Genomic DNA, 12,872 nt, shown 5'->3' on the forward strand with positions numbered 1-12,872 from the left:
AATCAGAATGTCTAGTTTTATCCGCTTTATTACGTAGAGTTATTTTTAGATACGACCACATAATTTTCAGGCTCACTGTCTGCGCTTGAGAATGCGGTTGAAGTAGCTGGAAAGGCTCTCAAAGGCCTCAAGAGGCAAAACCTCGGCAACGTATTGATCCGGCCGGACGATCACCACACATCCCTTGCCCCGGTCGATGCCGCGCATGTCGAAAATATCGCAGCCGCTCTTGAGGTCCGGACAGAACAGTTTCTCGTAATCCCGCAACCCATAACGCCCTTTTGGGGGCTGAAGCAGGGAGGGCATGCCCGCGAGGGCCAGATCGCGGTGGCCTTGCTGGAAGACCACACGAAGATCGATGACCGCATCGATATCCTCGCCTTCCGCCGTGTGGCGCAGCACAGGCGAGGACGCATCCTTTTCAAGAAAATCGCACAAAAGGCGGATGGCTGACGTTCCCGCCACCGGGTCGTCTCTACCGGCAAAGGCGAAGAGCCGCCAGCGGCCGTCGGCCTTGATCACATGACCCAGTTGCAACGGCTTGGCATCAGCTAGACGGACGACCGGGGCTGAATGGAACCGCATGCCGATCTGAAATCCTTCGGCGAGGTGCTGATGCTCACCGCCGCCGGTCAGGACGGATGGCAGGTAACGTGAGGCTGTTCCGGCCGTGTAGCGACCATGCTGCACGAAGTACTTCTGAACTTCAGCCGGATCGACGCCATCCGGATTGCTGTCCGACTTTACCGGTGCGCTGACGAGCTTTGCCCATTCCCGGTCAAAATCGATCAGGTTCTGTGCAATGGCCTGGCGTTCGGCCGAGTAGCTGGCAAGCAGGTCCGGTTTGCTCAGCCCTTTCAGCACATGAGCAAGTTTCCAGCCGAGATTGAATGTATCCTGCATGGAGACATTCATGCCCTGCCCGGCTTTCGGGCTGTGCGTGTGGCAGGCATCCCCCGCAATGAAGACACGGGGCAAGCGGCTCGATGCGTCCTCTGTGGGAACATCGTCGAACTTGTCGCAAAGGCGCTGGCCGATCTCATAGACCGACCACCAGGCGACCTCTTTCACGTCGATGGAATATGGATGAAGAATGCGCCCGGCTGCGGCAATCAGATGTTCGACGGTGATGTTCCGGTTCGCGACCCGCTCGTCCGGCCGCAGCTTGTCGAGTTCGACGTAGATGCGGACCAGATATCCACCTTCCCGTGGAATGATCAGGATGCTGCCTTCCCGTGCCGACTGCACCAATGACTTGAAGCGGATGTCGGGAAAGTCCGTGACCGCCAGAACATCCATGACACCCCACGCCTGATTGGCGCTGTCGCCCTTCAACTCGCGGCCGAGGGCCTTGCGTACCACACTGCGGGCACCGTCGCAGCCAACCACATATTTGGCCCGCACTGTTTCCGTTTCGCCTTCGTGGCCGGGGTCCGTCCGTTCCAGGTGGACCGTCACCGGCCGTTCATGGCCGGGATCATAGTCCACTTCAAGATTGACGAGCCTGCGGGAATAGTTCGGCTCCAACCGATTGGGAGAATTGCGCATGATCTCCAGATAAAAGTCATGAACCCGCGCCTGGTTCAGAATGACATGCGGAAACTCGGACAGCCCGTCCTCGACGTCCTGGACCCTGCCACTGCGGGCGATCTTGTCCGGCGACGCCGGATCCGGTTTCCAGAAGGTCGTCTCGTTGACCCAGTAAGCTTCCTTTTCCAGCCGCTCGGCGAAGCCGAAAGCCTCGAACATTTCCATTGTCCGACAGGCGACCCCGTCTGCCTGGCCAAGCTGCAACGGACCGGCTTTCTGTTCGACGATCCGGGTCCGGATTTCCGGGAAAGCTGCCAGTTGTGCGGCCAGGGTCAGCCCCGCGGGGCCGCAGCCGACAATCAGTACGTCAACGTCTTCCGGCAGACTGTCGGTGTCGGCCAGGAAAGCAGCGTCGGGGTTCGGTTCCTGAACAACCGGGTCACCGGTTTTGAACCCGTTCAGATGAAATTGCATGGGACCGTCTCCTCCGCCCTGTCATGTCTGTTGGGCTACCAGCCCTCCGCCATTGGCAGAACCTTTGCCCGCCTCAATGACGCCACGCGAAAGCTGCCGATGGTCAATCGCGGGTCTGTTGCCGCTTTTGGGGCTTTCGCATTTGACAATCCGGCCGCGATGTCCAAACAAACATCGACAGCGAATTTATAAAGAAGCATACTGATAATCAGTATGCTGTCAAATATAATCAGCATACTCCCTTTTTGTATTTCCGGAGGCAGCCATGCAAGACCTTGAACAGATGCCAGGCCACCTGATCCGGCGGTTGCAGCAGATCGCTGTGGCCGTGTTTCACACCGAGGTGGAAGCCATCGGCTTTGACATCACGCCGGTGCAATTCGCTGCCCTGGTTCGGGTGTCGGAAAACCCGGGCATCGACCAGATAACGCTGGCTGGCCTCATCGCCTATGACCGGACCACCATTGCCGGCGTGGTTGACCGGCTGGTCCAGAAAGGGTTCCTGTCCCGCGCCGTGAGCGATAAGGACAGGCGGGCGAAGGTGCTGCATATGACGGAGGCGGGAACCGAGGCTCTGTCACGGCTCGGCCCTGCCGTTGAAAAAGCGCAACAGGTGATGTTGAGCGGTCTGGACAGCCAGGAAGCTGAAGATTTCATGCGGTTGCTGCACAAGGCGACAGAGGCAGTCAACGGCCTCAGCCGAGCGCCGCTGCGTCCCGTGGCCAGGACCACGGGAAAGGACTGAACCGGCCGTCGTCGGTCATGCGTTACACCGTATCTGACGGCGCCTATTTCTCTGCCCAGAAATCCGCCTGCAGACTGGCGGCCTCATCTTCCAGAAGCGGGCCGACAACCTCAACCTGACGCTGGCCTGCGGCAAACACCGTCCGGCAAGGCAGATCAAGCGTCGGGTTTTCGTCGTGATCGCCGGTCTGTTCCTTGAGGGATTTTTCGGTCTGGCCGAAGACGACCCTGCCAATGCCCGCCCAATAGACAGCACCCGAGCACATGGCACAGGGCTCCGCCGAGGTGTACAGGGTGCAGCCAGCCAGAAAGTCCGGCCGCCAGCGCTTGCTGGCCCGGGTTGCAAGCAGCCTTTCGGCGTGCGCTGTCATGTCCTGCCCTTCGGCCGAATAGCCGTTTCCCTGTTCCATCAGAATGTCGCCGTCAGGCCCCGCCAGCAGGCATCCGAAGGGATGATCGCCCGTTTCTCGCGCCTGACGCGCGATTTCGAAGGCCCGGCGCAACAACGCGATATCTTTGTCGTTTTTAGTATCGGTCACGCACGGCTCCTTTGATTTCTTCCAGCCGATGGGAGCATGAACCCGTTCACACTGCAAGACCCTGAAAGCAGTCAATCGGACTGAACAGAAAACGATCAAAAGACTGGCGATTTAAAAGGCAATTGCTGAAATATTGTACTGGCCGGCACGTTTCTTGTCGTTTCATCTTGGAGCTTTCTTGACAAAAATCGCGCGCGGGTTTCCCGTAAGTGTCGAGTAGAAGCGGTGGAGCTCAGCGGCTCCGACATTGCTCATCTTTCAGGTTTTCGACGATGCTCAGGGCAAAGGCGCCCTGCATCCAGAAGCAGGAGATGACGATGCCGGCCAGAGACAACAAAACGCTCCCGCCACTCAAAAACCTTCCAGAGAAAAAACAGCGAAAGGGTGTGCCGATGCGCATGTTTGACGGTAAGTCGTTGGTTGTTGCCATGGCGGCAATCGTTGGGTCGTTTCCGGCGGCTGCCGCCGATCTCGTGACCTATCAGCTCGACTGGTTGCCCGGCGGTGACAAGGCACCGATCTATGTCTGCATTCAGGAAGGCTTCTGCGAAGAAGCCGGGCTTGAGATCAAGATCGAACCGGGGCGCGGTTCTTCCGAGGCCATCACGAAGATCGCCACGGGCGCATCGGACATCGGCTCCGCCGGCATGGGCGCCCTGATGGCGGCCAAGGCCACCGAGGGTGTGCCGGTGACCGCCGTCATGAGCATCTTCAACATGGGGCCACATGCCTTCTACACGACCAAGGACAGCGGGATCACGTCGATCAAGGATGTCAAAGGCAAGAAGATCGCGACCTCGCCCTTCACTTCCTCCAACGTATTCCTGCCGCTGGTTCTGGCTGACAACGGATTGTCTGAAGACGATATCACCCTGACCAAATCCGACCCTGGCGCCCTGGGGCCATTGCTGATGACCGGCCAGTCGGACGCGATCATCGCCTGGCTGACCGACGTTTCGCGCTATTCCGGACAGGCGGCTGACGCCGGCAAGGAACTGGTCGTGCTGCCGTGGGCTGACGCAGGCCTTGAGCTATATTCCGCATCGCTTGTGGCAGGCGACAAGTTCCTTGAAGAGCGCCCGGACGTTGCCAAGCGTTTCGTTGCGGCCTTCAAGAAGTCCCTCGAATTTGCCTATGCAAACCCGGACAAGGCAGCCGCCGCCGTTTCCGCCCAGGTGCCGGAGCTTTCGGCGGAAGACGTCAAGGGATCCTGGCTGGATGCGTCCAAACTCGCCTTCAACGAGGTCACGGAGAAATTCCCGCTCGGCACCATCGATGCCGACCGGCTGGCGGCGACATGGGCCCGCGTTGCCGCAGCCCAGGATCTGGACCCGGCCTCCCTCAAGCCTGAAGACGCCGTCAACCGCTCGTTCCTGCCGGCTGCGGAGTAACCTTCCAGTGGCGCTCACCAACAACGCGATCAGCTTTTCCTCAGTCGGTCAGACGTTTCTGACCGGCTCGGGGTCCGTCACCGCCCTGGACGGGGTCACCGTTACCATCGCACAGCATGAGTTTGTTGCGGTGCTCGGTCCTTCCGGCTGCGGAAAATCGACCTTGCTGAGACTGACCGCCGGACTGATGAAACCTTCGAAGGGAACGGTGAGCGTCTTCGGCAAGGAGGTGACGATGCCGAGGGACGATGTCGGCATCGTGTTCCAGAAGCCGACATTGCTGCCATGGGCCAACATCGAGGACAACGTCGTCTTCCCGGTGCGCCACAAATACGGCCGGGTGACGGCCGACGACCGCGCCCAGGCGCGGACCATCATCGAGACCGTCGGCCTGAAAGGGTTTGAAAAGCGGCTGCCGTCGGAACTTTCCGGCGGCATGCAGCAGCGGGTCGGCATTGCCCGGGCGCTGTTTCTCAATCCGGACATCCTTCTGATGGACGAGCCGTTTTCGGCGCTTGATGCCCTGACCCGCGATGCCATGGGTTTTGAGCTTCTGCGGCTGTGGCAGGCGAGCCCGAAGACCGTCCTTTTCATCACCCACTCGATCCCGGAAGCCGCTTTGCTGGCAGACAGGATCCTGGTGCTGAGCGAGCGTCCAGGGCGGATCATTGCGGACCTTCAGGTTCCAACCGCCCGCCCACGAGACGAAAGCGCGCTGAGAACGCCCGAGATGCAAGACTTCTCGGCGGAACTCCGCTCGCTGCTGATCCGGAAGGAAGCTGCCTGATGACAGTCAGCGAGACGCAAGGCACCGCCGCGGTCAAGACCGCTTCAACGCAGGACCGTCAGGAGCGACGTTTGCCGATCTCCGAAAAACTGCTCCGCATGCCGATCGTGCTTCCCCTGATCACCTTTGTCCTGATCCTGATTGTCTGGGAGGCCGGGACACGGCTGTTTGCCGTTCCCTCGTTTGTATTGCCGGCCCCGTCCCGCATCCTCGGCGGATTTGAGAGCGTGACGGCGGGGCGCTGGTTCGAGCATATCTGGGCAACACTTCGGGTCGCCCTCGTCGGCTATGCGGTTTCCTTTGTCATTTCGCTGCCGATTGCCGTCGGCCTTGCAAAATCACGGCTGCTCTCCGGGGCGTTCTACCCGTTGCTGGTGGTCATCCAGTCCGTTCCGGTGGTTGCCGTTGCCCCGATCATCATCGTGGTGCTGGGCACCGGTGATGCGCCACGTGTGGTGATCACCTTCATGATCTCCTTCTTTCCGCTGGTCGTTTCCATGACGACGGGTCTGGCCGCCACGCCGCCGGAACTGATCGAACTGTCCAGATCGCTGCGCGCGCCGTCCTTCCGGGAGATCACCCAGATCCGCCTGCCCTATGCGACGCCCTACATCTTCTCCGGCATGAAGATTTCGATCACGCTCTCGGTCATCGGCGCTGTCGTGTCGGAGTTCGTGGCGGCCGAAAAGGGGATCGGCTACTTCATCCAGTTCTCCACGTCGATGTTCAAACTGCCCCAGGCCTGGGCCGGGCTGGTCATCCTCGTGATCATGTCGCTGGTCCTGTTCCAGCTTGTCAGCCTCCTTCAGCGGGTCTTCTTCCCCTGGTCGCTGCCGAAAGGACAGAAATGACCAGCTTCCTGATCACCAACATTGATTATGGCCTGACCGGCAACCAAGAGGGCGACCGCCTCAGCGGCGCAATCCGGGTTCAAGACGGCCGGATAAAGGCCGTCGGCAACCTTCAGCCTCAGGAAGGCGAACGGCTCGTCGACACAAGCGGATGCGTGGTCACGCCGGGTCTGGTGAACACTCATCACCACCTGTTCCAGTCTGTCCTGAAGGCCGTGCCGGAAGGCATGAATGCGCCACTCGACGACTGGCTCATGACCGTTCCCTACAGCTACTGGCCGCTGATCGACGAGGAAACCCTTCGCATATCGGCCCGGATCGGGCTGGCGGAACTGCTTCTGACAGGTACGACGGCAGTCTGCGATCATCACTACGTCTTTTCAGACCGTTACGACTACGACCCGGCGAACGTGCTTTTTGAAGAAGCCGAAGCCCTCGGCATCCGGTTCGTGCTGGCGCGCGGCGGCGGCACCAAGGGCCGGTCCTTTCCCGACCCAAGCCTGCCGCCCTCCCCCAGCGAGACGCTGGATGCGTTTCTGGCAGGCATCGAGAGAACGGCAAACCGTTGGCATGATCCCTCTCCGGTTTCCGTTCGGCGTGTTGCCGTCGCACCGACCACACCGACATTCAACGTCGATGCCGGTGAGCTTGCCGACATCGCCCGCTTCGCCCGCGGCAAGGGCCTGCGGCTGCATTCGCATCTTTCGGAAAACCGGACTTACGTCGACTTTACCCTGGCGAAATACGGCAAGCGGCCGGTCGACTGGCTTGCCGGGCTTGAGTGGCTCGGACCGGACGTCTGGTTCGCCCATCTGGTGGAATGCGACCCGGACGAAGTGCGCCTTCTTGCGGAAACCGGCACCGGCATGGCGCATTGCCCGCAGGCAAATGCGCGGCTCGGATCGGGTATCGCCCCGGCTGACAGCCTTAGTCAGGCAGGCGGCCATGTATCCCTCGCCGTTGATGGCGCAGGCGCGAATGAGGCAGCCGACATGGGCGCTGCGCTTTACAGTGCCTTTTCCCTGCACCGCGCCACCAAGGGTGTGCAAGCGGTGCGCGCCGAAACCCTGCTGAACTGGGCAACCGAAGGCGGCGCAAAGGTGCTCGGCTTTGAGGAGGCCGGTGTGCTTCGCCCCGGCATGATCGCCGACATTGCCATTTTCGACATTTCGTCCCCCCGCAACATGGGCCTTCACGATCCGGCCCTTGCTCCGGTGCTGACAGGCGCCGCAAGCCTGCGCCACAGCTTCGTCGGCGGTCGGCAGATCGTCCGGGACGGTTCCATCCCCGGGCTGGATCTGGCCGGGCTTGGCGCTGGCGCAAGGCGCGTCACCCGGCAACTCATGGAACGCAGAAAGGACATGCTGGCGCCAAACCGGGCCCGCGCCGCCCTGGCCTGATGGCACATCGCCTGCCCTTGGCAGGCGCATTCAAATGTGGAGTAGAAGCTGTCAGTGCCATTCGGCACAGGTCATTGCTCCCGGACCTCTTTCTCAAGGAGAACGGAAATATGAGCACCTCTGCATCCTATGGGCTTGTGGAACTGGAAAAGGAAAAAGGCTTTGGCGGCGTCGGCGAGACAGTCGACCGTGCCATTCCACAGATTGACATGTCGGACTTCTTTTCCCGCAAGGCCGAGATAACCGAGGATCTGTGGGCCGCGGCAACGGAGATCGGCTTTTTTCAGCTCAGCAACCACGGCATTCCGCAGGAACTGGTCGACGAAGCCTTCCGGCTGTCCGCCGGCTTTTTCGATTTGCCTGCAGAAACAAAGGAAAAATACCCCCTTCGGCCCGGCACAAACGCCGGCTGGGAGTTCAAGGCGCAAGTTCGCCCCTCCACCGGCACGGCCGACCAGAAGGAAAGCTACCAGATCACGCTGCCGCGCATGAATGGCCTCTGGCCGACCGGCGAAGAGCTTTCCGGCTTCAAGGCGACCATGCTGGCATTCGAGCGGCACAACTGGGCGCTGGCGATGAAGGTGCTGTCCTGCTTTGCAGACAAGCTGAAGTTTCCGCCGGATTTCTTCACGGAAGGGCACGATCCGCTGACACCGGAATACCAGTCGACCCTGCGGCTGATCCACTATCTGGGCATGGCAGATGCCAAGCCCGAGGATTTCAAGTTCTGGCGGGCCGGTGCCCATACCGATTTCGACTGCCTGACCTTGCTGCACCAGAAGGCGGGACAGGGCGGGCTTCAGCTCTGCCCGGGCAAGGACAGCCAGGGCCGGGCGATTGCCTGGACCGACGTGCCGCCGCTGGAAGGCGTGATCACCTGCAACATCGGCGACATGCTGATGCGCTGGTCGGACGACAAGCTTCTGTCCAACCTGCATCGGGTGCGCATGCCCAAGCCGGACGAATATCTCGGCCCCCGCTATTCGATAGCCTATTTCGCCCAGGCCAACATGGATACTGTGCTTGCCGGCCCGGAAGGCAAATATGATCCGATGACCGCACACGACTACATTCAGATGCGGCTCGGCGCGAATTTCGGCAAGAAATAAGCGCGGCTTCGACCTTTGGCGAAGTAGAACCACGGCACCGGGCCCCTCGTTTAACGCGGCCGGTGCCGTGGTCACATCAATTCCGGCATGATTTGTACGCAAGACTATCCAGAAGCGAACGAACCGTTAGACTTTACTTTTGCCGCCCGTCCTTTAGGCTTGGGACCACGACGAGCACCCGCCAAAGCAACGCGGCCTCAAAACTCACCCAATAGACAGAATTGCGATAAGCATCATGACCGAAGCCAAAAGCGGCGACACGGTTCGTCTTCACTATAAAGGCACATTGGACGACGGCTCCGTCTTCGACAGCTCCGAAGGGCGCGACCCGCTGGAATTCACCGTTGGGTCCGGCCAGATCATCCCCGGTCTCGACGAGGCGATCCCGGGCATGAAGGTTGGCGACGAGAAGACGGTCCGCATCGAACCGGACAACGCCTATGGCGCCCACAATCCGGGGGCACGCCAGGCGGTTCCGCGGACCAACATTCCGGCCAACATCCCACTGGAAGTCGGCCTGCAGCTTCAGGCGCAGACAGAGAACGGCCAGATGATGACCGTGACGGTCGTGGAGATTTCCGAAAACGAGGTCGTTCTGGATGCCAACCACCCGCTGGCCGGCCAGGCACTGACGTTCGAAATCCAGTTGACGGCGATCAACTGAGACCCTGCGGGGTGCAGGACGTCACGTTCCGTTCCAGCACCTGCACCGTAAACCGAATAAAAGCCCCGCGGTTTGCCGTGGGGCTTTCTTGTTTGTGCGGCTGCGGCCGGCGGTAATGGGGGTGGTGCGCACAAGAATCTGGCAGAGAGCGGCACCATCAGCGTTCGGTAGACAAACGCTCCAAGAGGGCGAAGACCAGCCAAACCTGCGCCGGATCCACTCCTCGCTGACTGCGTTTCATAGCCGCACCGGTCCTCAACCACTGGGCGATTGAGGGTCAAGAACACGTGAAACTGCGCCGGCTTGCCAGAATCTGCCGCATTCTGCTGCCAAACTGAGAGAAGCCGATTGCATTTCCTACAACGGTCACCCTATGTATGTTATTGGTTTTCATAAGCTCTTGTCGGGGACATCGTATTCATGTCGGTAGATGTTGACGCGCTGGTGGACAGACGGCGCCTCAGACGCAAAGTGACCTTCTGGCGGATCGCGACCTTTGTCGTCATCGCCGCCGCCCTGATCGGGGGGCTGCTTTATGTCTCCGGTGGCTCGGAACTGTCCAAGCGGACGGCACATATCGCGCGCATTCCGATCGAAGGCGTCATCCTCGAAAGCCGCAAAACCCTGCAGATGATCGACAAGATCGGCAAGTCCGACGCGGTCAAGGGTGTGGTCATCTCGATCAATTCCCCCGGCGGCAGCACGACTGGCGGAGAGGCGCTCTATGAAGCATTGCGCAAGCTTTCCGAGAAGAAACCGGTTGTTGCCGAGATCCGTACGATCGGCACCTCTGCGGGCTACATGATTGCCCTGGCGTCCGATCACATCGTCGCAAGATACAATTCCATCACCGGTTCCATCGGTGTTCTGTTCCAGTTCGGCAACATCAGCAAACTCATGGAAACCGTCGGCGTGGAGATGGATGCGGTCAAGAGCGCCCCGTTGAAGGCGGAGCCTGACTTCTATTCACAGACGAGCCCCGAGGCACGGGCCATGCTGCAAAAGCTGGTCAACGATTCCTATGACTGGTTCGTTTCCCTGGTTGCCGAGCGGCGGTCCCTGGCCCCGCCCAGAGCCAAGGAACTCGCCGATGGCCGTATTCTGACGGGGCATGATGCCCTTACGGAAAAGCTGGTCGATGCCATTGGCGGCGAAGATGTCGCAATCGACTGGCTGGTAAGTGAAAAGGGTGTTGCGAAGGATCTTCCGGTCGTCACCTGGAGCACCAACGATAATCTGGAAGAACTGCCGTTTTCCTCCCGCGTGTCGCGAGAGTTCGGAAAAGGCATCGGCTCGGCTCTTCTGGAGCCGGTTAGTGAAGCTAAGGGGCTGATTCCACGAGGGCTTACGCTTGACGGGCTCGTATCCGTTTGGCAGGCTTCTGGCGCGGCAGACAATAATCCGTAAACGAGGGGGCACTTCATGATCAAATCTGAGCTGGTTCAGCATATCGCCGAACAAAATCCGCATCTCTATCAGCGGGACGTTGAGAACATAGTCAACGCCATCTTGGATGAGGTCACAGAAGCGCTCATGCGTGGCGACCGCGTGGAATTGCGCGGCTTCGGCGCGTTTTCCGTCAAGAACCGCCCCGCCCGCGTCGGCCGCAATCCGCGCACCGGCCAGAAGGTGGAAGTGGATGAAAAGTTCGTACCCTTCTTCAAAACCGGCAAGGAAATGCGTATACGGTTGAATGATGGTGTGGACCACGGCGACGACTGATTGCGCTCGCCACGACACGCCATTTAATATCGACGTCTGATCTGGCCAAAACCGGGAGAACCCAGTGACCCGTTTCCTCAAGAACGTGATCTTGTTCGCAATCGCGGTGGTCCTGATCCCATTGTCAGTGGCAAACCGCCACACGGTTTCTCTGTCGCTCAATCCCCTCGACCCGCAGGATCCACGCCTGACGATCACGGACATTCCGCTGTTCTGGATCATCTTCGCAAGTCTGGGTGTCGGCATTATCATCGGCGGACTTGGCGCATGGGCCAAACAGGGCCGGTGGCGCAAGGAAGCCCGTGTGAAGCGGCGTGAGGCCGCGAAGTGGTATAAGGAAGCCGACCAGTTACGGGAAATGAACACCGTAACCCAGCCGGCAACCGGTATCAAAGGGCTGGCGGGACCGGGCAATCGCAACGCCGCCTGACCGGCCAACACTCTCATGCGTATTATCTCCAGCGACGAGATCGATGCCTGCCTGGAAGACAGGGCCGTTCTTGAAACGCTGCGCCGGGCCTATCGCTCCAGCACCGTCGCGCCTCAGGCCTCTCCCCTGCCAATCGACCGGCTGAACCGGCAGCAAGGTGCGCTCACCGTCCAACCGGCCTGGACCGACTTCGCCGCTCAGGGCGACGTCAAGCGCGGTTACATCGGCTGCTCTCTGGCACTGGATCTTCCCGAACAAGCCGGGCTTTCTTCCAGTCTCTATCTGCTGTTTTCCGGCTCCGGCGGACAACCGATCGCCCTTCTGGACGGAATGCGCCTCACCGTCTGGCGAACCTCCGGTCTCCATGCCCTCGGTGCAAGCTATCTCTCCCGGGAAGACACCTCCCGGCTGCTGGTCATTGGCGACGACCCGAGGCTGCCCCGGCTGCTGAGCAGCTACGCCGCCGTTCGTAATCTGACGTCGATCCTTCTTGCAGGCGTTTCGCCGGAGATCCAGAAGCGCGTGGCTTCCCTGCCTGCCCTGAAGGGGGTTAATGTCGGCGTCACCAGTGAAATCTACGCCGCGCAGGAAGGCGCAGACATGATCTGCATCGCTGGCCCGGAAAAGGATACGGGCACTTATCACGCCCTCACCTATCTGGATCCGCCCGCCGGCTGTCATATCGATGTGCTCGACCCGGAAGCGCAATTGCCGACGGAACTGTTACAGGAAGCCCGGCTGTTCACCACTGACCTGAGCGAACCGCCGCGGCCGGATCTGGAATGGGCTGCCGATCTGAAGGACCTCACACAGGGCAGCAAGGCTGGTCGGCGTTACTATGGACAGCGCACGCTGTTTCTGCCGGCGCGGCGCACAGGCCTCGCCGACTATGCTCTGGCTGCACACGTTTTTTTGAGAACGTGATCACTGGAAGTTGTGTCCTTAGCCACCATATCCACGATCAGCGGTGGGAAACCACCAAAGAGTGTGCCCTTGAGGGTTGCCCAGACAGTGGGCCACCCCCTAAGAGGTCGCTTCCGAATTTGAATTTAAAGGAGCTTAACATGCTGACGACGCTTGCCTATTCGGCGAGCCTTCCGGCAATCGCACTTGGGCTGATCTACTATGTGTCAGCCTGCTCAGGGCTTGTCTATTAAGGCGTGCCGCGTTTAACGGGAAATGGCTTTTTTCGCTTTTGCGATGAAATCTCTGATTTCAGACGGTGAAAAGC

14 protein-coding genes are annotated in these 12,872 nt (G+C 60.0%); 11 read left to right on the plus strand and 3 right to left on the minus strand.

Going from position 1 to position 12,872, the window contains the following annotated elements; all coding sequences use genetic code 11:
- Positions 1-72: 72 nt before the first annotated feature.
- On the minus strand, positions 73-2,004 hold the full coding sequence (locus tag V1T76_RS18055) for an FAD-binding monooxygenase (RefSeq protein ID WP_330562042.1): 1,932 nt from the start codon (positions 2,002-2,004) through the stop codon (positions 73-75).
- Positions 2,005-2,269: 265 nt separating this feature from the next.
- On the opposite strand from V1T76_RS18055, the gene V1T76_RS18060 reads away from it, so the two are divergent.
- Positions 2,270-2,749 carry a MarR family winged helix-turn-helix transcriptional regulator gene (locus V1T76_RS18060; RefSeq protein ID WP_330562043.1) on the plus strand — a complete coding sequence of 160 codons (480 nt, stop codon included), beginning with the start codon at positions 2,270-2,272 and terminating at the stop codon, positions 2,747-2,749.
- Positions 2,750-2,792: 43 nt separating this feature from the next.
- On the opposite strand, the gene V1T76_RS18065 is transcribed toward V1T76_RS18060, so the two are convergent.
- Together V1T76_RS18065 and V1T76_RS18070 are read right to left on the minus strand one after the other, a co-directional pair.
- A complete protein-coding gene (locus V1T76_RS18065) occupies positions 2,793-3,287 on the minus strand; it encodes a nucleoside deaminase (RefSeq protein WP_330562044.1) in 495 nt (164 codons plus the stop codon).
- A 232-nt stretch (positions 3,288-3,519) separates the two neighbouring features.
- On the minus strand, positions 3,520-3,717 hold the full coding sequence (locus tag V1T76_RS18070) for a hypothetical protein (protein WP_330562045.1): 198 nt from the start codon (positions 3,715-3,717) through the stop codon (positions 3,520-3,522).
- Here V1T76_RS18070 and V1T76_RS18075 point away from each other — a divergent pair.
- The 10 genes from V1T76_RS18075 (at position 3,716) to V1T76_RS18120 (ending at position 12,565) form a co-directional block, all read left to right on the plus strand.
- The gene (locus tag V1T76_RS18075) at positions 3,716-4,678 is read left to right on the plus strand and encodes an ABC transporter substrate-binding protein (RefSeq protein ID WP_330562046.1); all 963 of its coding nucleotides are present in this window, start codon (positions 3,716-3,718) and stop codon (positions 4,676-4,678) included. The genes V1T76_RS18070 and V1T76_RS18075 overlap by 2 nt on opposite strands.
- 7 nt (positions 4,679-4,685) lie before the next feature.
- Positions 4,686-5,465, plus strand: a complete 780-nt coding sequence (locus V1T76_RS18080; RefSeq protein ID WP_006940274.1) for an ABC transporter ATP-binding protein — start codon at positions 4,686-4,688, stop codon at positions 5,463-5,465.
- On the plus strand, positions 5,465-6,316 hold the full coding sequence (locus V1T76_RS18085) for an ABC transporter permease (protein WP_330562047.1): 852 nt from the start codon (positions 5,465-5,467) through the stop codon (positions 6,314-6,316). The genes V1T76_RS18080 and V1T76_RS18085 overlap by 1 nt, the downstream gene beginning before the upstream one ends.
- On the plus strand, positions 6,313-7,716 hold the full coding sequence (locus V1T76_RS18090; RefSeq protein WP_330562048.1) for an amidohydrolase family protein: 1,404 nt from the start codon (positions 6,313-6,315) through the stop codon (positions 7,714-7,716). The genes V1T76_RS18085 and V1T76_RS18090 overlap by 4 nt, the downstream gene beginning before the upstream one ends.
- 110 nt (positions 7,717-7,826) lie before the next feature.
- Entirely contained in the window at positions 7,827-8,825 is a 999-nt protein-coding gene (locus V1T76_RS18095) for an isopenicillin N synthase family dioxygenase (RefSeq protein WP_330562049.1), read from the plus strand.
- A 235-nt stretch (positions 8,826-9,060) separates the two neighbouring features.
- Entirely contained in the window at positions 9,061-9,489 is a 429-nt protein-coding gene (locus V1T76_RS18100) for an FKBP-type peptidyl-prolyl cis-trans isomerase (protein WP_330562050.1), read from the plus strand.
- Positions 9,490-9,909: 420 nt separating this feature from the next.
- Entirely contained in the window at positions 9,910-10,896 is a 987-nt protein-coding gene (gene sppA, locus V1T76_RS18105; RefSeq protein WP_330562051.1) for a signal peptide peptidase SppA, read from the plus strand.
- A gap of 15 nt (positions 10,897-10,911) precedes the next feature.
- Positions 10,912-11,211 carry an integration host factor subunit beta gene (ihfB, locus tag V1T76_RS18110; RefSeq protein WP_006940254.1) on the plus strand — a complete coding sequence of 100 codons (300 nt, stop codon included), beginning with the start codon at positions 10,912-10,914 and terminating at the stop codon, positions 11,209-11,211.
- A gap of 64 nt (positions 11,212-11,275) precedes the next feature.
- On the plus strand, positions 11,276-11,641 hold the full coding sequence (locus V1T76_RS18115; protein ID WP_330562052.1) for a lipopolysaccharide assembly protein LapA domain-containing protein: 366 nt from the start codon (positions 11,276-11,278) through the stop codon (positions 11,639-11,641).
- A 15-nt stretch (positions 11,642-11,656) separates the two neighbouring features.
- Positions 11,657-12,565 carry an ornithine cyclodeaminase gene (locus V1T76_RS18120; protein ID WP_330562053.1) on the plus strand — a complete coding sequence of 303 codons (909 nt, stop codon included), beginning with the start codon at positions 11,657-11,659 and terminating at the stop codon, positions 12,563-12,565.
- Positions 12,566-12,872: the final 307 nt, after the last annotated feature.

The sequence above is a fragment of the Roseibium sp. FZY0029 genome (genome assembly GCF_036350355.1).
In the GTDB taxonomy this organism is placed as follows: domain Bacteria; phylum Pseudomonadota; class Alphaproteobacteria; order Rhizobiales; family Stappiaceae; genus Roseibium.